Genomic DNA, 25,609 nt, shown 5'->3' with positions numbered 1-25,609 from the left:
TTGGGCAGTGTTCAGAAACCGGTCTTGACCGTGCTCCAGACCCGGGTGATGGCGCGCATGTCCTTCGGGCTCTGGGTTTTCTGCGCGAACAGGCGCTCGCGGGTTTGCGCGTCGGGGTAGATGGCCGGGTCCTGGCGGATCTCGTCGCGCACCAGCGCCGTGGCGGCGGCGTTGCTGTTGGCGTAGTGGATGTAGTCGGTGACCTTGGCCATGGTCTGCGGCTGCAGCAGGAACTCGATGAAGCGGTGGGCGTTGGCCGCGTGCGGCGCATCCTTGGGGATGTACAGGTTGTCGAACCAGATCAGCGAGCCTTCCTGGGGGATGAAGAACGACAGCTTGATGTCCTTCTTCGCTTCCACCGCGCGGGCCTGGGCGGTGGCGTAGTCGCCGGACCAGGTCAGGGCCAGGCAGACATCGCCGTTGGGCAGGCTGGTGAGGTAGTTGACCGAATCGAACTTGCGAATGTACGGGCGAATGCCCAACAGCAGTTGTTCGGCCGCCTTGAGGTCGGCCGGTGATGCGCTGCGTGGGTCCTTGCCCAGGTACTGCAGGGCCAGCGGGATGACTTCGGTCGGCGCGTCCATCAGGGTGACGCCACAGTCGGCGAAGCGCGAGACGATCCTGGGGTCGAACAGCATGGCCAGCGAGCCGATGGGGGCATCGGGCATGCGCGCGGTGATCTTGTCGACGTTGTAGGTTACCCCCGAGCTGCCCCAGGTATAGGGCGCCGAATATTTCAGGCCGGGGTCGTAGCCTTGCAGGTTGTTCACCACCTGCTGGTCGAGGTTGTGCCAGCTTGGCAGTTGCTGCTTGTCCAGCGCCTGGAATACCCCGGCGCTGATCAGCGGGGGGACCAGAGAAGCGTTGAGCATGACCAGGTCGTAGCCGGAGCGGCCGGTGAGCAGTTTGGTCTGCACCGTTTCGTAGCCGTCGAAGGTGTCGTAGATGACCTTGATGCCGGTGGCCTTCTCGAAGTCGGCCAGGGTGGTTTCGCCGATATAGTCGGTCCAGTTGTACAACCGCAACGTGTTACCGCTGTCCACCTCTGCCGCCTGGGCCAGGCTGGCGCCAGACGCCAGCAGCAGACCGCCAATCACCTTCAGTACCTTGCGCATGGCAACTCCATCGTGTGAATGCTCGGGATCGAGCCGATGGGGGCACTATCGAGGGATTTGCCGAAGGGGGACATACCCCGAATGTGTGGGTGGTCGCTTTTTGGCGGAATGTCGTACGCCGACAGAATTCTGGGGCTGCTTTGCAGCCCTTTCGCGACACAAGGCCGCTCCCACAGGTTCACTGCCGGCTTCGAAGGCTGCGCAGTCCTTGTGGGAGCGGCCTTGTGTCGCGAAAGGGCCGCAACGCGGCCCCAGTGGCTGGTACAGGAGAAAAGTCAGGTTAGTGGGTAAAGCGCCTCATCAAACTGCTCCAGGCGCGGGAACACCAGTGGCTGGTCGTCCGGGAGCTGCTCCAGGCGCTGCCGGTACTGCTGCAAGAACACCTGCCGCGCCTCGTCACTGATGTACGGCACATGCCAGGCCACGAACGGCGGCAGCACCTCGAACCCCACATAGGCCAGCGTGCCGCGCAAGATCGGCCGCAGCATGTCCTCCAGCGGCCCATGAATCGCCCCGTCGCCAAACATGTGCTCGCGCCCGCCCAGGGTCACGGTCACCAGCGCTTTCTTGCCCGCCAAACCGCCCTGGTCGTAGAAGCGCTTGCCGCCATAGCACACCCCCGACACCAGCACGCGGTCGATCCAGCCCTTGAGCATGGCCGGCGCCGAGAACCAGAAGATCGGGAAGTTCAGCACCAGCAAGTCGGCCCACAGCAGCTTGTCCAGCTCCTGCCGGATATCCGCGGCAATGGCGCCACGCTTGACCCCTTGGCGCTGCTCCAGGGCATACACCAGGTACTCGGAGTTCTCGCGCTGGCTGAAGTCATCGGCGCTGGCCACCGGGTTCCAGCCCATGGCGTACAGGTCGCTGACCTGCACCTGGTGGCCCTGGGCGCGGAAGGTTTCCACGGCCTGGTCACGCAGGGCAGCAGTGAACGATTGCGGCTCGGGGTGAGCGTGGACGATCAGTACATTCACAAACATTCTCCTCACACAAAACAGGTTGTCTTCCAGCTGTGCTCAGCACTGCACCGCTTTCACCTCGACGAACTCGGCCAGGCCCTCCTCGCCCCACTCGCGCCCGTTGCCCGACTGCTTGTAGCCACCAAACGGTGCCTGGTAGTTGAACCCGCCACCGTTGATGAAGCACTGCCCGGCGCGTATCTGCCGCGCCAGGGCCAGGCCGTGCTCACGGCTACCGGCCCACACCGCACTGGACAGGCCGAACGGCGAATCGTTGGCCTGGGCCAGCGCCTGGGCCTCGTCGGCATAGGGGATCAGGCACAGCACCGGGCCGAAGATTTCCTCCTGGGCGATGCGCATGCGGTTGTCGACATCGGCGAACAAGGTCGGCGCCACGTAGAAGCCGCGCTCGAAGCCGGCTGGCGTATCACCGCCGCACAGCAGGCGCGCGCCCTCTTCCTGGCCCAGGCGAATGTAGTCGAGCACGGTGCGCCGCTGGCCTGCCGAACACATCGGCCCGAGGAAGCTGGCCGGGTCACGCGGGTCGCCCATGACCAGCGCACGGGTCTCGGCCTCGGCAATCTCCAGCGCCTCGGCGTAGCGGCTGGCCGGCAGCAACATGCGGGTCAGGGCCGTGCAGGTCTGCCCCGAGTTGATCATCACGTCCTGCACGCCATGGCGCACCGCCGCGTGCAGGTCGGCGTCGGCGGTGATCAGCAGCGGCGACTTGCCGCCCAGCTCCAGGCACACCCGCTTCACCGTCGGCGCGGCCGCCTGTGCCACGCGCACCCCGGCGCCGGTGGAGCCGGTGAACGACACCATGTCCACCTGCGGGTGCCGGGCCAGGGCCTCGCCAACCTTGGCCCCCGGCCCGCTGACCAGGTTGAACACCCCGGCCGGCAGGCCGATGGCCTCGATCATCTCGGCCAGCAGGAACGCATGCAGCGGTGTTTCCTGGCTGGGCTTGACCACCACCGTGCAGCCGGCGGCCAGAGCCGGCGCCAGCTTGCCGACCATCTGGTGCAGCGGGTAGTTCCACGGGTTGATGAACGCGCACACGCCAACGGCTTCGCGGTACACCAGCGAGTTGCCGACTTCGCGCACCTCATCCATCAGCCCGGCCAGTTCGGCGTACTGCTCCAGCCCGGCAATCGGGCCCTCCACCTGTACCGCCTGGCACCACTGCACCGGCATGCCCAACTCGTCGGTGATGACCGAGGCCATTTCCGCCGCGCGGCTTTTCAGCTGTGCAGCCAGCGCCGTTATATAGCCGGCACGTACGCTGGACGGCGTGCGCGACCAGCCATCGAAGGCCCGCCGCGCGGCCATGACCGCCCGTTCGACATCGGCCTCGGCGCCCAGCGGCACCCGGCCGATGGCCTGTTCGGTGGCCGGGTCGATCACCTCGGCCATGCCCTGCCCGCTCGGTACCTGCCAGGCGCCGTCGATGTACAGCCGCGCATACTCACGCATGGCCGTAGTCCCGTTTCAGTTCGTCGGCACAGTAGGCGATGCGTCGGCAGGCATCGATCAGCGCCGCATTGCCCAGCACCAGGCCCAGGCGGATATGCCCGGCAGCGCTGGGACCGAACGCTTCGCCGGCAAGCACCGACACGCCCTGGCTGTCCAACAGGTAGTCGGCAAAGGTCTGGGCAGATACGCCGGTCTCGCGGATATCGACCATCACGAACATGCCGCCATCGGGCTTGAGCACCTTGATGCCCGGGCAGTCGGCCAACTGCTCGCACACCAGGTCGCGACGCTGGCGATAGGCTTCGCGCATAACATCCAGTTCCGGCAGCTGCTGCTCCAGTGCCACCACGGCGGCGTCCTGGATGAAGTCCGGCGAACCGTACAGCATGCACAGGGCGAGGTTTTCCAGATGGGTGGCAAGTTCGGTCGAACCGACCACCCAGCCCACCCGCCAACCGGTCATGGCATGCGACTTCGACAGGCTGTTGAGGGTGGCGGTGCGCTCGGCCATGCCCGGCAGGCTGCCAGGGCTGACATGCTCGCCGTCGTACAATAGCTCGCTATACACCTCGTCAGAGATCAACCACAGATCGTGGGCGATGCACAGCTCGGCCAGCGCCTCCCAGGTGGCGCGCGGCAGGCTCGCCCCCGAGGGGTTGTGCGGGCTGTTCAGGGCCAGGGCGCGGGTGCGCGGGGTGATGCGCGCGGCCACGTCACGCGGGCACACGCGAAAGCCGTTCTCCGGCTTGACCGGCACCGGTACCACCTTGGCGCCACAAGCCCCGAACACCGCCTCGTAGGTAACGTACATGGGCTCGGCGACAATTACCTCGTCACCCGGGTCGAGCACGCACTGGGCCACGCAGTACAGCGCGCACTGGGCCCCCGCCAGCACCGTCACCTGGTCGGCATCGACGGCCTGGCCGCTGCGCTGGCGGTGGCGGTTGGCGATGGCCTGGCGCAGCGCCAGCTTGCCGCGCACATCGGCGTAATGGGTGTGGCCCGAACGCAGGCTGTCGATGGCCGCCTCGACGATCGGCGCGGGGGTGTCGAAGTCCGGGTCACCCACCGAAAGCAGCAGGATATCCCTACCCTCGGCCTGCAGCGCCAGGGCGCGATAGTGGATGTCCCAGGCCGCAGCCCCGTCGCCGGCGATGTGTTGAGTGAGCTTGGCGTAGCGCATGGCAATCTCCCTTCATTGGCAGTTCAGTCGACGAGAATCTTCGGGTTGGAACTGCCCCATACGGTGTAGAGGTCGGCGAGCAACGCGCCGTTGATTTCTTCTATCTCGGCCTGGGTGATCTCCCCCCCGGCCTGTTTGCCGAACAGCACCACTTCGTTGCCCCCTTTCACATCGGGGAAGTCGGTGACATCGACCATCAAGGTATTCATCGACACCTTGCCCACCACTGGCACTCGGTGGCCGTTGATCAGCACATGGCCCTTGTTGGTGAACACCCGGCGGTAGCCATCGGAGTAACCCACGGTGATGTTGGCCAGGCGCGAATCACGCGCCAGGGTGAAGGTGCGGTCGTAGCCGACGGTGTTGCCTGCCGGGTAGCTGTGCACCGCCGCCACGTGCGACTTGAACTGCATGACACGTTGGTATTCGGTGCGCGTCGGCACGGTGTCGCCGAACAGCGCGCCACCGGTACGCACCATGTCCAGGTGCGCTTCCGGCACTTCCAGCGTAGCGAAGGAGTTGGCGGCATGCAGGGTGAGCTTGCTGCGATCAAGCTTCGCGTGCTTGATCAGCCAGTCGGTCTGTTCGTTGAACGCTGCCAGGCCTTTGCGCACATCGTCCTTGTCTTCCACGGCGAAGTGAGTCATCAGCGCGACCAGCTGGAGGTGCTTCTGGTCAGTGATCTGCAGCGCTTCACCCCGGCCGGACCAGGTGGTCATTTCCACGCCGTTGCGGCTCATGCCGCTGGAATTGAGCGCCATGTGAATGCGCAGGGTCTTGCCGTGGCGTTCGGCGATGGCATCGAGCTGGCGGGCGAACTCGGCGCTGCCAACCAGCTCTTCCATGTCGTACTGCAAGGCATCTTCCACTTCGCCGAGGCTGGCCAGGCGTACCCGCACCAGTTGCCCGGTGAAGCCGCTGGCGCGGACCACGCGTGCCTCCTCGTTGCTGGCCACCGCCACGCAGGGCACGCCCTGGGCGATGATCGACGGCATGACCAGGCCGATACCGTGGCCATAGGCGTCGGCCTTGAGCACGGCGCACAGCTTGGACTTGCCGCCCAGCTCGGCCTGCAAGGTACGGATGTTGTGTTGCAGTGCGCCGGCACTGATTTCGACCCAGGCGTTGCTGTTCTGCGCGGTCAGGGCGGTGGTGCCGTTGTCCATCGACAGGGGCGGTGCGGCGTACAGCGGGGCCTGGCCAGTGATCAGCAGAGCGAGGGATGCAGCCAGGAGGGTACGGCTAAATTGCATGGTGATTTCTCTTGTTGTTCGTGGTGTCTGCCGCTTAGCAGACGCAGGTGTGTTTGAGTTCGATGAAGGTGACGCCGGGGGTGGCGAAACCGCTGGCCAGATCGGCCTGCAGCGCGTCCAGGTCACGCGGCTGGCGCACCGTGCAACCAAAGGCGCGGGCCAGGCCGATGAAGTCCGGGTTGCGTGGCAGTACGCCGACCGGCTCGATGTCCAGCCCGAGCATGTCGTCGCGGATCTGGCCAAGGGCGTCATTGTTCCATAACAGCACGACCAGTGGCCGGTCCAGTTCTTCGACTGCCGTGGCCAGCTCCTGGGCGGTGTAGAGGAAGCCGCCGTCGCCCACCAGCACCAGGCCTGGGCGATGGTCGCTGGCGAACATGCCGCCGATGCCGGCCGGCAGGCCATAGCCAAGGGTGCCGTAGCCGGTGGGGTGCAGCCAGCTGCGCGGCGCCCGGCTGGCGAAGGCGTAGTTGCCGGTGTAGGCCAACTGGGTCATGTCGCTGCTGACGAAGGCATCGTCGGGCAGCACGGCGGCAATGCGGTCGAGAATCGCCTGGTGCACGGCCTGCAGTGGCGCATGCCCGCCGCGAATGGCCTGGCGCAGGTTGGCCACGGCTTCGCTGGCCTGGGCCGGGTCACGATCCAGCGCTGGCAGGTGCTCGAGCAGGCCGGCCAGGGTTTGCCGGGCATCCCCGTGCAGCGCTATGGCACAGGGGTAGAAGTCGTTGAACTTGCGCGGGTCGATGTCCACGCGTAGCAGCTCGCCGCTGATCGGCAGGCGCTCGCGCCAGAAGTCGGTGTCGGCCATTTCGGTACCTACTGCCAGCACCACGTCGGCCTGGCTGATCAGCTGCCAGCCGGGCTCGACGCACAGGCTGGCGCCGGCATTCAGTGGCGCGTCCGCTGGCAGCAGGCCCTTGCCGGCCACGCTGGTGAACAATGGCGCTGCCAGCCGAGTGCTCAGCTGCTGCAGCTGCTCGGCCGCGTGCAATGCCCCTCCGCCGGCAATGATCATCGGGCGCTTGGCGGCGGCCAGTTTCATGGCGGCCTGGTCGAGGATGTCGCGGCAAGGCTGGCCGCGCCCGGGACGGCGCACTACCTCATTGCTCCAGTCACGGCTGACCGGTGCGGCCAGTACGTCCAGCGGCACCGAGATGTGCACCGGGCGCGGCCGTTCGCTGTCGAACACAGCCCATGCGCGGGCGATCAGTTCGGGCAGGTCGTCGCCGCGCAGGGCCACGGCGGAGAACGCGGTAATCGGCGCGGTCATGGCGCGCTGGTCCTGGGTTTCGTGCAGGCAGCCCCAGCCCTTGCCCAGGCTGGCAGTGTGGTTGACGCTGGAAATCACCAGCATCGGGATGGAGTCGGCGTAGGCCTGGCCGATGGCGGTGGCGGCATTGGTCACGCCCGGGCCGGTGATGACGAAGCACACCCCCGGTTTGCCGCTTACCCGTGCATAGCCGTCGGCCATGAAGCCGGCGCCCTGCTCGTGGCGGGTCAGCACATGGCGGATGCCGCTGCCCGGCAGGCCGCGGTACAGCTCCAGGGTGTGCACGCCGGGGATGCCGAAAACCGTCTCCACGCCGTAGTTGGCCAGCAGGCGCACCAACGCCTGGCCGGCGGTCGGGGTGTGCTTATTCATTTCGTTCTCCTTGCGCCTGGCCGAGGCGGATCAGCGCGTCGACCGCGGTGGTGCCGTGGGCACCGACCATCAATGGGTTCACATCCAGCTCCAGCAGTTGCCCGGCGTTCTCGCAGGCGTAGTCGGCCACCGCGCGGATAGCCGCAACCAGTGCGTCGAGGTCGGCGGCCGGGCGGCCACGGAAGCCTTGCAGCAGGCTGGCACTGCGTAGGCCGAGCAGCGCGCTGCGGATGGCATCGTCGGTGGTCGGCAGCAACAGGCTGACGCTGTCCTTGAGCAGCTCGACCAGCACGCCACCGGCACCGATCACCAGGGCCAGGGCGAAGTCGTGCTCGCGCTTGATGCCGACGATCAGTTCGGCCAGCGGCGGCTCGGCCATCGGTTCGAGCAGCACCTGGTCGAACGCTACCTGCGGGGCGTAGGCGGCGATGCGCTGGCGCATCTGCACCAGCGCACCCTCGAGGGCGGCGGCATCGCGCAGGTTCAGCGCCACCGCACCGGCTTCGGTCTTGTGCGGCAGTTGCGCGCTGACCGCCTTCAGTACCAGCGGGTAGCCGACGCGGGCGGCATCTGCCACGGCGCGCTCGGGTGTGCTCAGCACCCCTGCCGGTACCGGCAGGCCGAAGGCACGCAGGGCTTGCTTGGATTGCCATTCGTCCAGCAGCTGGCCCTCGCCCGCGATGGCCTTCGGGCACAGCGGCACCCGCGCGGCCTCACCCTGTTCCAGTAGCCGCTGGCGGTTGCGCTGGTAGGTGACGATGCGGCCCCAGGCTGCCAGGCCATCCTCCACGCCCTGCAGGGCGGCGATGCCACGCGCGTGCAAACGCTCGCGCGCGCAGGCGGGCAACAGCTCCGGGAATGCCGAGGTGACGAAGCCGATCTTGCCGTGGCGCTCCAGTGCATCGCAGTACAGCGCCAGCAGCAGGTCGCATTCCTTGCGTTCGCCGGTGAACGCCGCCGGGTAGTCCAGCACCAGCATGGCCGCGTCGGCTGCGCCGCTCAGGGTGCTGTCGAGCATGCGTTGCAGAGCCGCTGCATCACCCCAGATGGCCGTGGTGAAGTCCAGCGGGTTGACCAGGTTGGCATAGGCCGGCAGCACCTCGGCCAACTGCGCCACCTGCCCTTGTTCGAGCTTCGGCAGGACCAGCTGGTTGCGCTCGGCATAGTCGGCGATCAAGCCGGCATCGCCACCCGAGCAGGCCAGGGCGATCAGCTCGCCATTCACCGGAAGGCGCCCACAGGCGGCGGCCTTGAGGGTTTCAACGAAGCTCACCGGGCCACTGACGCGGATCACGCCCAGGCGCTGGAACAGGCTGTCGTACAAGGCATCGGAGCCGGACAGCGAGCTGGTGTGGCTGAGCGCCAGTTCGGCGCCAATCTGCGAAACGCCGGTCTTCAGCGCAATGATCGGCGTGCCCTGCTGCAATGCCTTGCAGGCAGCACGGGCGAAGCCCGGCACGTTCTTCAGGCCTTCCAGGTGCAGGCCGATGGCGGTTACCCGTGGGTCGTCGAGCAGCACGTCCATCAGCTCGGCCACGCCCAGTTGTGCCTGGTTGCCGACCGAGGCCATGTAGGCCACCGGCAGCGATCGGTCGCTCATCGACAGGTTGTAGGCGAAGTTGCCGCTCTGGGTGAGGATCGCCACGCCCTTCTCCACCTGCTGGCCACCATGGGCCACCGGCCACAGGGCAGCGCCGTGCAGGTAGTCGAGCAGGCCGTAGCAGTTGGGGCCGAGCAAGGCCATGTTGCCGGCGGCGGTGAGCAGGCGCTGCTGCAGCTGGCGGCCCTCTTCGCCGCTTTCGGCAAAGCCCGAGGCATAGCAGATGGCGCCACCGGCGCCGCGTGCGGCCAGCTCGGCAACACACTGCAGGGTCAGTTCGCGGTTGGTGGCGATGAACACCGCGTCCGGGGCATGGGGCAAGTCGGCCACACGTGCTACACAGGGAATGCCTTCGAGGCTGTCATGCTGCGGGTTGACCAGCCACAGCTCGCCACCAAAGCCACCTTCGGCGCAGCGCTTCAGCGCCCGCGCCATGCTGCGCCCGCCGACGAAGGCCAGGTGCCGGGGGGCCAGCAGGCGCTTGAGGTTGTCACGAATCGAATGCGACATGGGTGTTCTCCTGGCGTTCAGCGCAGCAGCGGGCGCAGCAGTTCGCGGGCGATGATGTGCCGCTGGATTTCCGAGGTGCCTTCCCAGATGCGCTCGATGCGTGCGTTGCGCCAGATGCGCTCGACCGGCCCTTCATCCATCAGGCCCATGCCGCCAAAGATCTGCACGGCTTCGTCGGCAACCTTGCCCAGCACCTCGCTGGCGAACAGCTTGGCCATGCCGGCCTCACCGTCGGTCATGCTGCCCTGGTCCATCTTCCAGGCGGTGTGCAGGGTGAGCATTTCCGCAGCGCGAATCTGCGTGGCCATGTCGGCCAGCTTGAACGACACGCCCTGGTAGCTGCCGATGGCCTGGCCGAACTGCTTGCGGTCGGCGGCCCATTGCAGCGACAGGTCGAGGGCACGCTGGGCCTGGCCCACGCAGTTGGCGGCGACCATCACCCGGCCGGCGGTGAGCCAGGCGTTGGCCACCTCCCAGCCCTTGCCGACCTCGCCCAGCACCTTGCTGGCCGGCACCTGGCAGTCGTCGAAGAACAGCTCGTAGGTGTGGTAGCCACGGTTGCTCACGCACTTGGGGCCACGGCGGATGGTCATGCCCGGCGTGCCACGGTCGACCAGGAAGGCCGTTACCGCGTTGCGCTTGCGCCCGTTGTGCTCGTAGGTGTCGGTGACGGCGAAGACGATGGCGAAATCGGCGTGGCCGGCATGGCTGATGAAGTGCTTGCTGCCGTTGATGACGAAGTCGTCACCCTGGCGCACGGCACGGGTCTTGATGGCGTTGGCATCGGAGCCGGCGCCCGGCTCGGTGAGGGCGAAGCAGTCGATCTTCTCGCCCTGCACGCAGGGCAACAGGTAGTCGTTGATCTGCTCGTCCTTGCAGGCCATGAGGATTTTCGATGGCCGCGCGACGAACACGTGCAAGGCCCAGGACACCTTGGACAGTTCGCGCTCGATAAGCGCCTGGGACAGATAGTCCAGGCCACCGCCGCCGACCTCCTCGGGCATGTTGAAGGCATAGAACCCGGCGGCGATGGCCTTGCCACGGATCTGCGCAGCCAGCTCGGGCGATACGGCATCGGCGCGGTCCACCGCCTCCTCATGGGGCAGCAGCTCCTTGGCGACAAAACTGCGTACCGCTTCCACCAACATTTCTTGTTCTTGGGTCAGTTGGAAATTCATCTGCGAAGGTCCTGGTGAGGGTCGGTTATCGGGTTACTGGCCGGTAAAACGGGGTGCGCGTCGCTCCACCGAGGCTTGCAGTGCCTCGGCACCGTCCTGGCTGCGGCCGCACAGCAGGCCGGCCTGGCGCTCGGCCTCCAGCTGCTCGGCCAGGGTGCGCCGCGCGCCATCGCGGATCAGCCGCTTGGTCTGCGCGTAGGCGAAGGTGGGGCCGTTGGCCAGGCGCCCGGCCAGCTCGGCGGCCACGGCGGGCAGTTGCTCGTCGGCACAGACTTCGCTGACCAGCCCGGCCGCCAGGGCACGTTCGGCACCCCACAGTTCATCGAGGAACAACAGGCGCTTGGCCTGCTCGCTGCCGATCAGCCGTGGCAGGTGCCAGCTGGCACCGGCATCGGGGCTGTAGCCCATGCTGGTGTAGCCGGCCTTGAAGCGCGCCGAGGCCGCGGCGATGCGCAGGTCGCAGCACAGGCTGAGGTCCATGCCACCGCCCACGGCGGTGCCGTTGATGGCAGCGATGGTGGGCTTGTCGAGGCTGTGCAGGCGCAACATCAGGGCGTGGGCGGTTTCGGTCCAGCCGTAGCTTTCCAGGGTGCCCTGGGCCTCGGCCGCGGCCCATTCGGCCAGGTCGGCACCGGCGCAGAAGCTGCGGCCGCTGCCGGTCAGCACCACCACGCGCACGGTCGGGTCGCTGTTGCAGGTTTCCAGCAGGGCGTGCAGTTGCTTGAGGGTGGGGATGTCCAGCGCATTGCGCTGCTCGGGGCGGTTGAGGGTGATCCAGGCAACGCCGGCTTCGACCTTGCTCAACAGTGACGACGACGGGGTGGTCATGGGGGGCCTCGGTGTTGTTGTGATGGTTTGAGAGGGCTTGATGAGGGAGATACTAAACGAGTGTTCAACAAGGCGGCAATTGGGCGGGGATGGGGCTGTAACAACGCTTGAAAACGATATATATCGTTGTTTTTATTAGCTTTATTTGTTGTATCAAGGTTGAGATAGGAGGTGGTTGTTACAACTTTGTACAACTGACGGATTGCTGGGGGCGCTTTGCGCCCCTTTCGCGACACAAGGCCGCTCCCACAAGTCATTCGCAGACTTCAGGTCTGCGCGGTACCTGTGGGAGCGGCCTTGCGTCGCGATGGGCTGCGTAGCAGCCCCCGAGATTGAAACCTCAGACCCCTGGCACGCTCGGCTCGAAGGCCCCCTGCCGACGGCGGTTGACGAAGAAGTACGCCGCGTAGCACAGGGCAATGAAGCCAAAGCCCCAGTACAACGACGGCCGCTGGGTTTCATCCAGCGCCAGGAACACGAACAGCGAGCTGCACAGGGTGATGCACAGCAGCGGCACCAGCGGGTACAGCGGCGCCTTGTACTTCAGGTCCTGCAGTTGCCCACCATCTCGCAGGTAGGCCTTGCGGAAGCGGTATTGCGCCAGGGCGATGACGATCCAGGTCACGGTGCCGGACATGCCACTCACCGCCATCAACACCATGAACAGAGTGTCGGCGGCAATGAAACTGGTCATCAGCGAGATCAGCGCGAAGCACAGGGTGATGCTCAGCGCACGCAACGGCACGCCACGCTTGCTCAGCGGCGACAGGCTTTTCGGCGCCATGCCGCTCTTCGACATGGCCCAGAGGATGCGCGTGGAGGCATACAGCCCGGAGTTGCCCACCGAAAGGATGGCGGTGAGGATGACGAAGTTCATCAGGTCGGCGGCAAAGGGAATACCCACCATGTCGAACACCTGCACGAACGGGCTTTCCATCAGCCCGGCCTGCTCGAACGGCACGATGGCCGAGAGCACGGCAATCGCCAGTACGTAGAAGATCAGCACGCGGAACACCACGTTGCGCACGGCCCGCGGGATGCTCTTTTCCGGGTGCTCGGTCTCGCCGGCCGCCACCCCCATGATTTCACAGCCCTGGAAGGCATAGACCACGGTCATCATCACCGCGAACACCGCCGACAGGCCATGGGGGAACAGCGACTCGCCCACCAGGTTGTCCAGCATCGGTGCTGGCGCCCCGCTGCTCAGCGGGATGGCGCCGAAGATCACCAACAGGCCGATGATGATGAAGCCGAGGATGGTCGCCACCTTGATCCCCGAGAACCAGTACTCCGCCTCGCCGAAGGCACGGGTGGCCAGGGCGTTGAGGCCGAACAGCACGACCACGAACAGCGCCGACCAATACCAGATCGGCACCTCCGGGAACCAGCGGGTCATCAGCATGCCGGCGGCGGTGAACTCCAGGCCCACGGTGGTGGCCCAGCTCATCCAGTACACCCAGCCGATCATGAAGCCGGTGGCCGGGCCGATGAACTTGGTGGCGTGGGCCTGGAACGAACCGGACACCGGCATCTGCACCGACAGCTCGCCCAGGCAGACCATCACTAGGTACATCAGCAAACCCGCGACCAGGTAGGCCAGGATCGCGCCTATCGGGCCACCCTGGTTGATGGTCACACCCGAGCCCATGAACAGCCCGGTGCCGATCACCCCGCCCAGCGACAGCATGAAGATGTGCCGGCTTTTCAGCGCGCGGGTGAGCTGGATCTTTTCGCGGTTGTCAGTCATGGCGCACCTCGCCTTTGCGGCCGGTGCCATACCACGCGGGGGTGCCGCACGGTGTGTTGGGAAGGAGGGGCTGAGCGCTACGGCATGTCATTATTCTTGTCTCCAATAAGCCTCATGGACCGCGTGCAACACGGTTGCCTTGGATTATTGGAAACGGATGTAAGGTGCCGTTGAACGAACGGATCGAAGATGTAAAAAGTCGTAAGGTTTTTGTACGTCAGCTCTGGATCAACTGTTCCAGGGTGGCGCGGGCCTGGGCAAGCTCGGTGGCCAGCGGCGCGGCGAGCGCTTTCAATGCCTGTTCGTCATGCTGCCGGGCAGCGTCCTCAAGGCGACGCAACAACGCAGCCAGCCCACAAAAGCCCAGGGAATCGCAACTGCCGGCCAGGCGGTGGGCCAGGTGCAGCACTTCGGTAAAGTCCTGGGCCGGCAGCGCCTCGGCCAACGCCGTGGCGTGATGTTCCAGCGACTGGCGCAGCACCTTCAACAGGCCTTGCAGCTTCTGTTCACCCAGCAGCGAGCGATGGGTGTCCAGCAACGACCAGTCCATTGTCGCGTCGACGCCAACCACTTCAGCAGGCGCCGCTTCGGCCAGCGCCTGGCGCAGGTTGTCCAGCCGCAGGGGCTTGGCCAGCACTCCCTGCATGCCGGCATCCAGGTAGCCTGGGACTTGCCCCGGCTGCACGCCAGCCGTCAGTGCCAGGACCCGGCTATGGCGGTTCGGCCCGGGCGTGGCACGCAGTTGCCGGCACAGCTCCACCCCGCTCATGCCGGGCAGATGCACGTCGAGCAGGATCAGGTCGAAGCGCCGCTGTGCGCAGGCCTGCAAGGCTTGCACGGCGTCTTCTGCAAAGCTCACCCGGTGGCCATCGCGCAGCAGCAAACCGCCGGCCACCTCGCGGTTCAGTGCCACGTCTTCGACCACCAAGATGTCCAGGCTGGCCATGGGCGACGGGGCTGGTGAACTGGCCAGCACTGGCTGCCCGCGGGCCAAGTCGAGCTCGAACCAGAAGCGACTGCCCTGCCCTTGCACGCTGTCCAGGCCAATGCAGCCCCCCAGTTTTTCCACCAGGTGCTTGCAGATCGCCAGGCCCAGGCCGGTGCCGCCGTAGCGCCGGGCCACCGCCTCGCTGGCCTGGACGAAGCGGTCGAAGACCCTGGCCTGCACAGCCGGCTCGATGCCGATGCCATTGTCGCTGACCGACACCCGCACGCGCTGCGAGCCCTGGTCACTGGCCAGTACCTGCACCGCAAGCCGCACTTGCCCCTGTTCGGTGAACTTGATGGCATTGGCCAGCAGGTTGCTGAGCACCTGGCGCAGGTACTGTTCGGCACCGTGCTGGTAATCGGCCAATTGCTCGTCGATATCCAGCTGCAGGGTGTCGCCATTGTCCCGGGCCATGGGTTCAAGCAGCGCCAGCACTTCCTGGCACAACTGGCGTAGCGAAAAACCGACCAGCTCCGCGCGGCTCTCGCCCTCCTCGAGCCGGGCGAAATACAGCACCTCGTTGAGAATCGCCAGCAACCCCTCGCCGGCCTTGTACAAGGCCTCGACGCGCTGGCGGTCGGCCGCCTCCAGCCGGCCGCCGCGCAGCAGCTCGGCCATGCCGAGAATGCCGTTGAGCGGGGTACGCAGCTCATGGTTCATGGTCGCCAGGAAGCGTGACTTGGCCAGGTTGGCGGCTTCGGCCTCGTCCTTGGCCCGGGCCAGGCTGGCGGTACGCCGCTCGACCATGGCCTGCAGTTCGTCGCGCTTGTCCTGCAGCGCCAGGCGGTCGCGCTCGCGGCGTTCGATGTCACTGAGGATGGCGCGGCGCATGTCATCCAGGGCATTGGCCACGGTGTCGATCTCGTCCGGGCGCGTTGACGGGCGGCGCCCCAGGCGCAACGGTTCCTGCCATTGGCCGGCGCCAATACGCCGGGCGAACTCGGCCATCACTTGCAGGTGGCGGGTGACCAGGCGGTAGAACAGCCCCGACAGCGCCACCGCCAGGCCACACAGGAACACGCCCATCCAAAGCAGGCTGGCAAGGCCAGTGGCATACAGCCGCCGGTGCACCGCGCCCAGGTCGATGCTCACTTCCAGCTCGCCCAGGTGCCTGGCCGGCCCCGAGGGCGGCTGGTAATCAAGGGGGAAACGTTCGATACGCAGCGGCCCCTTGGGCTCGGCGAGGCCGCGCAGCATCTGGAAATCGTCACTGACCAGACGCACCCGGGCGACATCGGAAAAGTCCACCAGGCCGCGCAATTGTGTATCCAGCTGTGCCTCATCCAGGTCCCACAGGCTGCGCTCCAGGCTGGCCAGGTAACCGGCGCGGATCAGCGCCATACGCGCCTCGATATCGCGCATCTCGCGGCGGTATTCGAAGTACAGCTGCACCGAGCTGGCCAGCACGGTAAAGCACAGGCTGAACAGCAGGATGAACAGCAGCAGGCGGCGCAGCAAGCCATCGGTGCGCAGGCGGATCATCGGGAGTCCGCCGGCAGGTTGACCATGTCGCGGTAGGTCACTTCGCTCTGCTCCAGCCAGCGCTCGATCTCGCCGGCCTGGTTCATGCGCAGCAACTGCGCGTCTATTTCGTCCATATGCTGGCTCAAGGGCGATTGCCGTGATATCGCGACGCGCAGGTAGTCCACGCTCAGGGCCGTGGGCAATACGCGGATGTCCTGCGCCCCGGGCAGCTTTTCGATGAACAGCTGGCCGGTGCGCCGCTCCTGGATCACGTAGTCGATGCGCCCACGGATCAGCTTGCCGAAGTTCTGCTGGCTGGACGAAACCCGTTCGATGTTCTGGTGGCGGGCGACGAAGCGGTCGAAGTCGGCGCCGTAGCTTTCGCCGTACAGCAGGCCGCCGCGGTAACTGGCCAGGTCTTCCAGGCGCTGGAACTGCACCGGCCGCAGGCGGTTGTAGAACACCGCCACTTCCTCGCGCACCACCGGCACCGTGGAAAAGCGCATGCGTTGGTCACGCTGGTCGCTGTTGTAGGCCAGCACCACGTCCACCCGCCCGGCGGCGGCGTCCATCAGGCAGCGCTTCCAGTTGCCCAGCACCACGGTCTGCACTTCGTAGCCCATGCGCGCGAACAGCTCTCGCACCACGGTGGGGGCCAGGCCGCGCACCTGGTGGCCGTCACTCCAGGAAATCGGCGGGTACACCGGGTAATCGCAATAGCGCACCGGCTGCTTTGCACTGGCTTGCACGGCGAACAATGCCAAGGCCAGCACCCAGGCGCTGCGGGTCATGCCGCCACGCTGGCGGTGAACAGGTAGCCGGTGCCGTGGATGGTGATGATCAGTTGGGGCTCGGCCGGGTCGTCGTGCAGCTTGCGCCGCAGGCGGCCGACCAGCACGTCGATGGAGCGGTCGTTGGGCACCCATTCGCGGTTGCGGATCTGGTCCATCAACTGGTCGCGGCTGAGGGTGTGGCCGCTGTTGCGCAGGAACACGCTGAGCAACTGGAACTCGCCATGGGTCAGCAGGGTTTGCCCGCCACGGGCGTCGATCAGGCGCCGGCGGTCGGTGTCCAGCGCCCAGTCGGCGAACTGCTTCAGCGATTGCGCGCAGGCCGGCGTCGGGTGCACCTCGCGGGCATGGCGCACACGGCGGACCAGGTTCTTGGCGCGGGATACCAGTTCGCGGGGGTTGAGCGGTTTGATCACGTAGTCGTCGGCGCCGCATTCCAGGCCGACGATACGGTCGATGTCGTCGTTGCGGCCGGTGATGAGGATGATGCCGACCTCCGAACGTACCCGCAGCTCACGGGTCAGGGTGAGGCCGTCCTTGCCGGGCAGGCGGATGTCCAGCAGCACCAGGTCGACATCCTGGCTGCCGAGCAGTGCTTCGGCCTTTTCCGCGGTGTCGGCGCAGTGCACGTCATAGCCTTCCTGGGACAGATAGGCCTGCAGCAAGTCACGAATAAGCGGATCGTCATCGACGATCAATACCCGAGGCGTCATTGCGTGTCGTCTCTTTTTTTTATTGGTTTGTTCTACACACTCGCGACAGCAGCCTACTCGTTACTGAACAGGCGATCAACAGCCCTCCGGCAGGCTGAAGCGACGCCGGCCACCGGCCTGCAGGCCATCGACCCAGGCCTCGCAGATCAGCACGCCCTGGTCGGGGGTGAAGGTACCGGGGTTGAGCCCCGACTCCAGCCACAGGCCATCGAGCAAGGCGCTCAGGCTGATGGCCGCGAGGTCGGCATCGAAGCCCTGCCAGCCCTCCTCCCCGGCCAGCGTGGCCAGCAGCCCGCTCAGCTCATTGCGGTACTCACCATAGGAATGGTCATGCACCTGATTGATCGCATCGGCGGTCTTCACCGCGCCCCAGAACGCCAGCCAGGCGTCGAGCAACTGCGGGTCGAGCAGCTCGGCGCAGAACGAGGCACGGAAGAACGCCGACAGCCGCTCGCGGGCATTGGGCGCGGCCTGGGCCATGGCCTCGCGCAGCAGGCCCATCACCCGACCGGTGACCGCCATGTAGGCTTCGGCCACCAGCTCATCCTTGCCGGCGTAGTGATGGCTGATCAACCCGACCGAAACCCCGGCTTCTGCCGAAATCTTGCGGATCGACGCACCCTGAAAGCCATGGCGCTTGAGGCAAACCAGGGTCGCCTCGACCAGGTTGGCTTTGCGCAATTCCGGCAGCATGCGGTGGTAGCGGGCTTCCTGGTTCATCGGCGGCTCTCGGGCTAGGGGCTGGACTGAACGACTGTACAACAAGCCGGACTGCGTGATAAACCCTTGCCAACCTTGCCCACAACAACAAAAACGGCTGCCATGAACGACCTGATCACACGTGACCTGGACCAGGGCCTGCTGACCCTGTCCTTCAACCGCCCCGACAAGCTCAATGCCGTGAACACCGCCATGTACCAACAGCTGGGCGACCTGCTGCTGGCAGCAGGTGAAGACCCTGATGTCGAAGCCATCATCATCACCGGTGGGCCGCAGTGCTTTACCGCCGGCAATGACTTGCGCGACTTCCTCGACAACCCGCCTGCCGACCTGGACAGCCCGGTGTTCCGCCTGATGCGGGTGGTGATGGGCCTGGACAAACCGCTGATTGCCGCGGTCAGTGGCGCGGCGATCGGCATCGGTGCCACCTTGCTGTTGCATTGCGACCAGGTGCTGGTCAGCCGAACGACCAAGCTGCGCATCCCTTTCGCGCCGTTGGGCGTGTGCCCAGAGTTTGGTTCCAGCCTGCTGCTGCCGCGTTTGCTTGGCCCTGCCCGGGCGGCTCGCCTGCTGCTGGCAAACGAGTTGCTCGACGGTGAACGGATGGTGGCCTGGGGGCTGGCCAATGAACTGCATGACGACGGTGAACAGTGCCTGGCAGCTGCCCGGCGCCTGGCGCGGCAGCTGCAAGGCTACCCGCAGGCGGCGCTGCGCATCAGCAAGCGGCTGCTCAAGGACGGCCAGCGGGCCGAGCTCGAGGCGACAGTGGCGCGGGAGGCCCGGTTGTTCATCGAGTGCTTGCGCACTGAAGAAGCGCGAGCGGTATTGCGAGGGTTGATCAAAGATTGAAAACCTGGGGCCGCGTTGCGGCCCATTCGCGACACAAGGCCGCTCCCACAGGTACAGCGACAACCTCGAGATCAACGCTGCACCCGCGGGCTTGCCGGCGATGGGCTGCAACACAGCCCCAGGAAAGCTCAGCCCCCCAGGATTGCTAATAGCCGGTCATCTCCAGATACCCACGGCCACCCGCACTCCCGGTCAAGCGCACTGGCCCCTCCCAATACGGGAACCGTGTATCCATCCAGGCCTGCGATTCCACAGCCTCGACCTGCACATCCACGCCATGCCCCGGCACCTGCACCCGCCATCGCGTCGGCACCTGCTTGCCGTTCTTCTGCCGAGCCCAGGCCAGCGCCTGTAGCTGGATCTGCGCCCCCTGCAGCACCACCACTTCACCCTGCGGGCCAACCCAGGTCCCGGCGCGATACGCCTCCCCCTGCACTTCGCGCACCTGGAACAGCATCAGCCTGGCGCCACTGTCCAGGTGCAGGGAAAACCAGTCCCAACCCGTCTGCCCGGCAGCCAGCGGCTGGCTGCTCCATTCCCGATCCAGCCAGGCCCGGCCGGTGACGGCAATGCACTGGCCGCCACGCTGCACTTCCCCACTCACCCGATAGAACGGCTGACTGTAATAGTACGAAGCCTGCCCCTTGCCGGACTTCTCGCTGTAGCCCTGGTCCCCGTGCAGCACCAAGGGCCGATCGCTGTGCAGTTGCAGGTCATAGCGAAAGCCGTCACCACCGGCGACCATTTGCAGATGCTCGATGCCACTGCTGCCCTGCAACGACCAGTCATTGATCCACGCCCGAAACGGCTGGGCTTGCACGCCAGCCTGGCCGATACCCCCGCGCGCCAAGGTCTCGCCAGACCGATGCCCCCCGGGGCCGGTCAGCGCCGCATGCCCCATCCACAGGTTCGGGCTGTTCCAGCCGGCAGTCTCGGGGCCTGGGCGCAGGGCCGAGCGAAACAGCGTCCACTGCACGCCCCAGTCCTGCCCCTGGAAGTCCTGGAGGTTGGCGGTGACATACCACCATTCGATGCGAAAGCCATCGTGGGCCCCATGGTCACGCGGAAATTCCAGGCGATGGCCGCGCCGTACCTGGCTGAATTCACCCGCCTGCTGCCCGAGCCCGGCATAGCTTTGCTCGGCGGGCTGATCACAGCCGCCCAGCAACCCACACAGCAACAGCCAGGCGCTACGCTTCATCGGCAAACGGCCTCAACAGTTCGCGCGGCTGGCGACGCGCCAGCTGCCACAAGGGCCACGCGCTGGCCAACAGGCTGGTAAGCATGCCCAGCACCGCCAGGTGCAGCAGTTGCGCAGGGAACACGTAGAGCGGCAAACGCCAGCCGAATGCCTGCACGTTCACCACCGCGACCAGGCACCAGGCCAGCAGGATGCCCAGCGGTATCGCCAGCAGCACGGTAAGGCTGCTCAGCAGCAGTGTCTGCCCGAGGCTCAGCCACACCAGGTGCGTGCGCCACACACCCAGTGCCCACAGCGGCGCCAGCTGGCCCAGGCGGGTCTGGCCCAGGGTCAGCAGGTTGATGAACAGCGCCACGCCTGCCACGCCAAGGGTAAGGCTGTTGAGCGCGGCGGTGGCGGCGAAGGTGCGGTTGAACACGTCGGTCGACCAGCGTTTGAGACGCGCCTGCTCGACCACACGGCTGTCGTCCAGGGCGAAGCGCTGTTGCAATGCAGCCTCGAGCGCCGACGCCTGATCGCCCACCAGATCGACACTCAACCCGGTCAGGGTTGCCTGTGGCCAATGCCCGCGCAGCCAGCCGGCATTGACCAGCATGTGCCCTTTGGGGTTGCCGTAATCGGCATAGATGCCCACAACACTCAGGGCTGGCGAAGTGTCTGCGGGCAGCCTCAGGCGATCGCCCAGCTGCAGCTTCAGTCGCCTGGCCAACTGTTCACTGAGCATCACGGCCTGCCCGGCGGCCAGTTGTTGCCAGGCCTGCTTTTGCTGCGCCAGCAATGGCCAGCGAGTGCGATAGACGGGATGATCGACGATGCCCTGGAGCTGCACCGGCCAGCCCTGCAGCTGTGTTTCCACACGCCAGCCGGGCAACACCACACTCACCGAAGGTTGCTGCCCAAGCCACTCGGCTATCTGCAAGCCCTGGGCGGAGTCCCTTGGGGTGACATACAGGTCGGCGGACAGGCGCAGGTCAAGCCAGCCGACAAAGGTCTTGCGAAAGCCCTCGGTCATGCTGCCCACGCCGACGCTGGCCGCCAGCGCCAGCAACAGTGCCATCAACGCCAGGCTCAGGGCCGGCAGTTGCTGGCGGCTGTCGGCGACGAACCATTGCGACAAAGGCCGCCGGCAATGGCGCGCCAGCCAGGCCAGCACCCGGTCGAGCAAGGCCGGCAGCAGCAGCGCCGCCGCCAGCAGCAAGCCTGCCAGCAGGCCGAACGCGCTGGGCAGGCTGTCGCCCAGCACGCCACAGCCCAGGGCCAGCAAAAGCAACAGGCCGGCCACCAGGGCCTGGCGCCGCAGCCAGGGCCCCTGGGCCAACCGCCATGCCTGAGGTTGTGCCAGCGCCAGCAACGGCAACCGCGCCGCACGCAGTACACTACCCAAACCCGCCAGCAGCGCCCCCAGCACGCTCACCAGCACGCCCATCAGCCACCACCCTGCGGGCAGGCTCAGCGCCCCGGCGACCTGGGCGCCATACAGGCCGCGCAAGCTGGCGGCCACATCGGGCAGCAACCACGCGGCCAGCCCGTAACCACTGGCCACGCCGGCCAGGCCGCCCAGCACCGCGAACAGCCCCAGCTCCAGCACCAAGGCGCACAGCAGGGTTTGCAGGCTGATGCCACAGGCGCGCAGGTTGCGAATCAGGCCGCGCCGCTGTTCCAGTGCCAAACCGATTGCGGCATGAGCAATGAACAGGCCGACGACAAACGCCAGCAGGCCAAGGGCGGTCAGGTTTAGGTGGAAACTGTCGGTCAGCCGCTGCAAGCCGCCATCGTCCTGCCGGGGTTGCAGCTCAAGGTAAGGCGCGATATCCGCCGGCAACGGCCTCGGCGTGCCGGCCACCAGCAGGCGCGACAACTGCCCGGGTGCATGCAGCAACGCCTGGGCATGGCCGATATCCACCACGATCAACCCCGGGGCCAGCGCTGGCTGCAGAACCAACGGCGGCAGCAGTTGCCCTTCGCTGTCGCGTACTGACGCCCCGGGGCCTGCATTCAGCTGGCGCAAGGTGTCTGACCCGACCCAGGCTTGCCCGGGCATGCCGACAAAGGCCTGCAGATCGAACGTTCCGGGCTGCACACCGGCGATGCTGCTGGCCGGCGGCAGGCTCAACGGCTCGATGCCGATCAACCGCACGCTGCGCGCCGGCTCACCAGCAAAGCGCAAGCGCCCTTCCAGTACCGGCGTCACCGCCCAGCCCAGCCTGCGCAACTGCACGTACAGTGCCTGGTCGAAGCGCTCGCCACGGCGCGGCACCAGTTGCGCCTGCAACGGCCCGGCCAGCACCGCACTGGCCCGGGCATAGTCGCTGCGTGCCTGGCTGTTCAGCGCCTGCACGCCGGTCCACAGCGCCGTGGCCAGCCACAGGCCGGTGAAGATGCTGAAAAACTGCACGCGATGGCGCCGCCAGTGGCTGAGCAGCGCGAGCAGGGCCAGCGATAGCAGCCTCATCCGCCCTGCTCGGGCCGCACGCGGCCGGCCTGCAGGTAACAACGCTGCTGAAGGCGCGCTGCCAGCCGCGGGCTGTGGGTCACCATCAGCACCCCACTGCCAGCCTCGGCGACCAGCTGCAACAGCAGGCTCAACACCTCATCGCTGCTGGTTTCATCGAGGCTGCCGGTGGGTTCGTCGGCCAGCAACCAGGCCGGGCGCCCGGCCAGGGCGCGGCCGATGGCGACCCGCTGTTGCTGGCCGCCAGACAATTGCTCCGGGTAACGCGCCAGCAAATCCGCCAAACCCAGGCGCTGCGCCAGGTAGGCCAGCCAATCGGGATCATGCCGACCGGCCAGCCGGGCCTGGAACGCAAGATTGGCCCCCACGTCCAGGCTGCTGATCAGGTTGTATTGCTGGAACACCAGGCCGATGCCCTCCCGCCGCCACAACGCCAGCGACGCCTCGGAACGGCTGTCGAGCGGGGTGTCGTCGATCAGGATGCGGCCACTGTCGGCACGGTCCAGGCCGGCCACCAGGTGCAGCAAGGTACTCTTTCCGCTACCCGACTCGCCCATCAGCGCCAGGCTGCTGCCGCGCGCCAGGCGCAGGTCGACGCCCTGCAGTACCGGAAGCGGGCCTTGGGGGGTGGGGAATGATTTGTGGAGGTTTTCGATGACCAGCATCGACGGGCCTTGGTGGGTTCAGGGGTCTTCTTAGGAATAGCAGGTTCATGGCGGTGTGAACGAACACTCGTCGTTTTCCTCGATAAAGCAATTTCCGACTCTATTCGAAAAGCGGTATCCAGCTTCAACTCTCGATGAACTTATTAATTCCACGACCCTGAAAGCCTTACCGAAAAGTCAATATAAACAGCCCCGCGCCAATAAAAAAAGACACTTCCTACAGAAAGTTCTTTTTATTGGTCGATATCCACTTTCAAACGAAAAAACAATGACCTGAATCAGAAACTATCGACTACGATCAGCATTCACTTCGCACCCGTTAGTTACGGCAAGAGACTCAACCATGGAAAAACCAGTAGTTCCGCACGCCGCTGGCCAGGTCGATATCGCTTTGGAAAGCGCCCACCAGTACGCCTATTTCCAGCTACTGGAATTGCTGTATCACGTACACGACGACGATCTGGAACAACGCCCACTTGCTCGAGAGACGAGACGCCGATTACGGCTGGAAGTGTCCCCCAGTCTGTCTTTCCCTGTTGCCGATGTGTTGCGCGCCAATCGCTTGAAGGACGACCGCTACCGCATCCAGGCAAGTTTTCTGGGCCTGCATGGCACAGACTCGCCATTGCCCACTTACTACCTTGACGAGATCGCCTACGAAAACGCACACGGCATCGGTTTACGCCCGGCTTTCCTCAATTTCTTCAACCATCGCCTTCATACCCTGCTCCATCAAGGATGGCGCAAATACCGCTACTACGTGCGCTTCCAACCGGGCGCGAAGGACGGTTTCTCCCGCTATGTCTTCGCCCTGATCGGCCTGGACGACTCAGCACTACGCGGCGCTACGCCGCTACCCTGGAGCCGCTTGCTCAGTTTCGTGGGAATGATCGCCAGCCGCAGCCGCTCGCCCGGCATGGTAGCCGGCATGATCGCGCATTGTTTCGACCTCCAGCAGGTTGCCATCCGCGAATTCGAAAAGCGCACCGTGTCCATTCCCACTTCCCAACGCAACTGCCTGGGAGCCAGAAACTACCAACTCGGCAACAACTTCCTGGTTGGCGACAGCATCGAGTCACGCAGCAGCAAGTTCACCATTGTGATTGCAGGCCTGGATCAGCAGCAGTTCCGCGAATTCCTGCCCAGCGGTGACAACTACCAGAGGCTGGCGCGGCTGGTGGAGTTCCTGCTCCGTGATGTCGGGGCCTATGACCTGGAGTTACGCATGTGCGCCGAGCAAGCCCCACCCTTCAGCCTACGGGCCGCGCATGGCACCCACCTCGGTTGGACAAGCTTCATCGCCAACCGCAATGACCCCACGCCTCCCCCTGTTCGCATCACGGTACGCACATGAGTACAAATGTTCTCCCCTCCAGCATCACGCTCACCGTCCTCAACCCGGAAAAACTCTTGCAAGGCAGCGAACCGCGGCATCGCTTCGATCGGGCTGGCGGCTCCATCGGCAGTCAAGGTGCTTGGCGCCTGCATGATCGGGGCGTTCGCATCCTGCCGGTGCACTGCGAAATCGGCTGGCATGAAGGCCATTTCTGCATCATTGACCACAGCGGCAAAAGTTTCATGAATGGCAGTGACTCCCAGTTGCTTTCGGGTACGCCTATCCGCCTCAGGCACAACGACAGACTGCAGATGGGTGACTATCAGATTGCCATACACCTGGGCGAGGACGAGGTAGAGCCGGAGCCGCATACCGGCAGAGACCCACTCTGCGAGCTGGGGGTTATGACATCGACAAGGATCCGGTGTGGCTGCATAAGCCGATGCCGAAAGCGTTTGATGCGATGGCTTGGTACCAGTGCGATCAGCTGGGGACACCGATGGAGTTGACCGGTGAAGATGGGGAGATTGCCTGGAGCGGGAGGTACAAGGCCTGGGGTTTGGCGGAGGAGCAGCGGAGTGACGAGGCGAAGTGGGCGGAGATTCGTAATCCGCTACGCTTTCAGGGGCAGTATTGGGATGTTGAGACGGGGCTGCATTATAACCGTTACAGGTACTATGATCCGCAAGTCGGGCGATTTGTCGGGATGGATCCGATCGGCGCGGCTGGAGGAATAAATTTCTATAGCTATGTAACTAATCCCACAGGTTGGATTGACCCTTATGGTTTAACCAAAAAATCATTGCCAACCAAAACACCCGTCCATCGCATCGGGGGAAATTCAATAGATAATCTTCGACTGAAAGAAGCCGAGAAAAATTTATTGAATCGCCCCTGGTTTTCTAGACACTCTCCAAGCTCAGGAAATAGCGTTTCTCA

Annotated in this window: 20 protein-coding genes; 3 read left to right on the top strand and 17 right to left on the bottom strand. The window is 65.4% G+C overall.

The genetic code is table 11. The features are described from left to right. Positions 1–11: 11 nt before the first annotated feature. The 14 genes from MJ643_RS16495 to MJ643_RS16430 form a co-directional block, all read right to left on the bottom strand. Positions 12–1,115, bottom strand: a complete 1,104-nt coding sequence (locus MJ643_RS16495; RefSeq protein ID WP_013973072.1) for a polyamine ABC transporter substrate-binding protein — start codon at positions 1,113–1,115, stop codon at positions 12–14. Between the two features lie 275 nt (positions 1,116–1,390). Continuing rightward, entirely contained in the window at positions 1,391–2,092 is a 702-nt protein-coding gene (locus tag MJ643_RS16490; RefSeq protein ID WP_024087323.1) for an NAD(P)H-dependent oxidoreductase, read from the bottom strand. Positions 2,093–2,134: 42 nt separating this feature from the next. Further along, entirely contained in the window at positions 2,135–3,550 is a 1,416-nt protein-coding gene (locus MJ643_RS16485; protein WP_013973074.1) for an aldehyde dehydrogenase family protein, read from the bottom strand. Next, positions 3,543–4,733, bottom strand: coding sequence for a pyridoxal phosphate-dependent aminotransferase (locus MJ643_RS16480; protein WP_013973075.1), 1,191 nt, complete (start codon positions 4,731–4,733; stop codon positions 3,543–3,545). Before MJ643_RS16480 ends, MJ643_RS16485 begins: the two co-directional genes overlap by 8 nt. 23 nt (positions 4,734–4,756) lie before the next feature. After that, a complete protein-coding gene (gene alr, locus MJ643_RS16475; protein ID WP_013973076.1) occupies positions 4,757–5,986 on the bottom strand; it encodes an alanine racemase in 1,230 nt (409 codons plus the stop codon). A 34-nt stretch (positions 5,987–6,020) separates the two neighbouring features. Then, entirely contained in the window at positions 6,021–7,628 is a 1,608-nt protein-coding gene (locus tag MJ643_RS16470; RefSeq protein WP_013973077.1) for a 5-guanidino-2-oxopentanoate decarboxylase, read from the bottom strand. Further along, positions 7,621–9,738: an acetate--CoA ligase family protein gene (locus tag MJ643_RS16465; RefSeq protein WP_013973078.1), complete on the bottom strand. Its 2,118-nt coding sequence runs from the start codon at positions 9,736–9,738 to the stop codon at positions 7,621–7,623. Before MJ643_RS16465 ends, MJ643_RS16470 begins: the two co-directional genes overlap by 8 nt. A 17-nt stretch (positions 9,739–9,755) precedes the next feature. Continuing rightward, the gene (locus MJ643_RS16460) at positions 9,756–10,916 is read right to left on the bottom strand and encodes an acyl-CoA dehydrogenase family protein (protein WP_013973079.1); all 1,161 of its coding nucleotides are present in this window, start codon (positions 10,914–10,916) and stop codon (positions 9,756–9,758) included. Between the two features lie 33 nt (positions 10,917–10,949). Continuing rightward, positions 10,950–11,744 (bottom strand): enoyl-CoA hydratase-related protein, encoded by a 795-nt coding sequence (locus tag MJ643_RS16455; protein ID WP_013973080.1) that lies wholly within the window; start codon positions 11,742–11,744, stop codon positions 10,950–10,952. Positions 11,745–12,084: 340 nt separating this feature from the next. Continuing rightward, positions 12,085–13,491 carry an amino acid permease gene (locus tag MJ643_RS16450; protein ID WP_013973081.1) on the bottom strand — a complete coding sequence of 469 codons (1,407 nt, stop codon included), beginning with the start codon at positions 13,489–13,491 and terminating at the stop codon, positions 12,085–12,087. A gap of 217 nt (positions 13,492–13,708) precedes the next feature. Then, positions 13,709–15,961 (bottom strand): ATP-binding protein, encoded by a 2,253-nt coding sequence (locus tag MJ643_RS16445; RefSeq protein ID WP_208209399.1) that lies wholly within the window; start codon positions 15,959–15,961, stop codon positions 13,709–13,711. Then, a complete protein-coding gene (locus MJ643_RS16440) occupies positions 15,958–16,734 on the bottom strand; it encodes a transporter substrate-binding domain-containing protein (protein WP_013973083.1) in 777 nt (258 codons plus the stop codon). The genes MJ643_RS16445 and MJ643_RS16440 overlap by 4 nt, the downstream gene beginning before the upstream one ends. After that, entirely contained in the window at positions 16,731–17,447 is a 717-nt protein-coding gene (locus MJ643_RS16435; protein WP_013973084.1) for a response regulator, read from the bottom strand. Before MJ643_RS16435 ends, MJ643_RS16440 begins: the two co-directional genes overlap by 4 nt. Positions 17,448–17,522: 75 nt before the next feature. Further along, entirely contained in the window at positions 17,523–18,167 is a 645-nt protein-coding gene (locus tag MJ643_RS16430) for a TetR family transcriptional regulator C-terminal domain-containing protein (RefSeq protein ID WP_013973085.1), read from the bottom strand. Positions 18,168–18,269: 102 nt separating this feature from the next. On the opposite strand from MJ643_RS16430, the gene MJ643_RS16425 reads away from it, so the two are divergent. Continuing rightward, positions 18,270–19,016, top strand: a complete 747-nt coding sequence (locus tag MJ643_RS16425) for an enoyl-CoA hydratase (RefSeq protein ID WP_013973086.1) — start codon at positions 18,270–18,272, stop codon at positions 19,014–19,016. Between the two features lie 145 nt (positions 19,017–19,161). Here MJ643_RS16425 and MJ643_RS16420 read toward each other — a convergent pair whose 3' ends face one another. From MJ643_RS16420 to MJ643_RS16410, 3 genes are read right to left on the bottom strand one after another with little or no spacing between them, the layout of a single operon-like run. Next, positions 19,162–20,217 (bottom strand): lipocalin-like domain-containing protein, encoded by a 1,056-nt coding sequence (locus tag MJ643_RS16420; RefSeq protein WP_013973087.1) that lies wholly within the window; start codon positions 20,215–20,217, stop codon positions 19,162–19,164. Further along, positions 20,207–22,669 carry an ABC transporter permease gene (locus MJ643_RS16415; RefSeq protein WP_013973088.1) on the bottom strand — a complete coding sequence of 821 codons (2,463 nt, stop codon included), beginning with the start codon at positions 22,667–22,669 and terminating at the stop codon, positions 20,207–20,209. The genes MJ643_RS16420 and MJ643_RS16415 overlap by 11 nt, the downstream gene beginning before the upstream one ends. Next, on the bottom strand, positions 22,666–23,334 hold the full coding sequence (locus MJ643_RS16410) for an ABC transporter ATP-binding protein (RefSeq protein ID WP_013973089.1): 669 nt from the start codon (positions 23,332–23,334) through the stop codon (positions 22,666–22,668). The genes MJ643_RS16415 and MJ643_RS16410 overlap by 4 nt, the downstream gene beginning before the upstream one ends. Before the next feature lie 343 nt (positions 23,335–23,677). On the opposite strand from MJ643_RS16410, the gene tssG reads away from it, so the two are divergent. Then, positions 23,678–24,688: a type VI secretion system baseplate subunit TssG gene (gene tssG / locus MJ643_RS16405; RefSeq protein WP_023663128.1), complete on the top strand. Its 1,011-nt coding sequence runs from the start codon at positions 23,678–23,680 to the stop codon at positions 24,686–24,688. A 406-nt stretch (positions 24,689–25,094) separates the two neighbouring features. Beyond that, the coding region (locus MJ643_RS16400) for an RHS repeat-associated core domain-containing protein (RefSeq protein WP_348773345.1) at positions 25,095–25,609 on the top strand (515 nt) is incomplete at its 3' end.

Source organism: Pseudomonas sp. PNPG3 (genome assembly GCF_023093815.1).
Classification (GTDB): domain Bacteria; phylum Pseudomonadota; class Gammaproteobacteria; order Pseudomonadales; family Pseudomonadaceae; genus Aquipseudomonas; species Aquipseudomonas asiatica.
This window is presented reverse-complemented; position numbering and strand designations above follow the sequence as displayed.

Bases quoted from the DNA above. Each gene is read 5' to 3' on its own strand.
- MJ643_RS16495 (WP_013973072.1), bottom strand. From the start codon at position 1,115: ATGCGCAAGGTACTGAAGGTGATTGGCGGTCTGCTGCTGGCGTCTGGC.
- MJ643_RS16485 (WP_013973074.1), bottom strand. From the start codon at position 3,550: ATGCGTGAGTATGCGCGGCTGTACATCGACGGCGCCTGGCAGGTACCG.
- MJ643_RS16480 (WP_013973075.1), bottom strand. From the start codon at position 4,733: ATGCGCTACGCCAAGCTCACTCAACACATCGCCGGCGACGGGGCTGCG.
- alr (WP_013973076.1), bottom strand. From the start codon at position 5,986: ATGCAATTTAGCCGTACCCTCCTGGCTGCATCCCTCGCTCTGCTGATC.
- MJ643_RS16470 (WP_013973077.1), bottom strand. From the start codon at position 7,628: ATGAATAAGCACACCCCGACCGCCGGCCAGGCGTTGGTGCGCCTGCTG.
- MJ643_RS16465 (WP_013973078.1), bottom strand. From the start codon at position 9,738: ATGTCGCATTCGATTCGTGACAACCTCAAGCGCCTGCTGGCCCCCCGG.
- MJ643_RS16460 (WP_013973079.1), bottom strand. From the start codon at position 10,916: ATGAATTTCCAACTGACCCAAGAACAAGAAATGTTGGTGGAAGCGGTA.
- MJ643_RS16455 (WP_013973080.1), bottom strand. From the start codon at position 11,744: ATGACCACCCCGTCGTCGTCACTGTTGAGCAAGGTCGAAGCCGGCGTT.
- MJ643_RS16450 (WP_013973081.1), bottom strand. From the start codon at position 13,491: ATGACTGACAACCGCGAAAAGATCCAGCTCACCCGCGCGCTGAAAAGC.
- MJ643_RS16445 (WP_208209399.1), bottom strand. From the start codon at position 15,961: ATGATCCGCCTGCGCACCGATGGCTTGCTGCGCCGCCTGCTGCTGTTC.
- MJ643_RS16440 (WP_013973083.1), bottom strand. From the start codon at position 16,734: ATGACCCGCAGCGCCTGGGTGCTGGCCTTGGCATTGTTCGCCGTGCAA.
- MJ643_RS16435 (WP_013973084.1), bottom strand. From the start codon at position 17,447: ATGACGCCTCGGGTATTGATCGTCGATGACGATCCGCTTATTCGTGAC.
- MJ643_RS16430 (WP_013973085.1), bottom strand. From the start codon at position 18,167: ATGAACCAGGAAGCCCGCTACCACCGCATGCTGCCGGAATTGCGCAAA.
- MJ643_RS16425 (WP_013973086.1), top strand. From the start codon at position 18,270: ATGAACGACCTGATCACACGTGACCTGGACCAGGGCCTGCTGACCCTG.
- MJ643_RS16420 (WP_013973087.1), bottom strand. From the start codon at position 20,217: ATGAAGCGTAGCGCCTGGCTGTTGCTGTGTGGGTTGCTGGGCGGCTGT.
- MJ643_RS16415 (WP_013973088.1), bottom strand. From the start codon at position 22,669: ATGAGGCTGCTATCGCTGGCCCTGCTCGCGCTGCTCAGCCACTGGCGG.
- MJ643_RS16410 (WP_013973089.1), bottom strand. From the start codon at position 23,334: ATGCTGGTCATCGAAAACCTCCACAAATCATTCCCCACCCCCCAAGGC.
- tssG (WP_023663128.1), top strand. From the start codon at position 23,678: ATGGAAAAACCAGTAGTTCCGCACGCCGCTGGCCAGGTCGATATCGCT.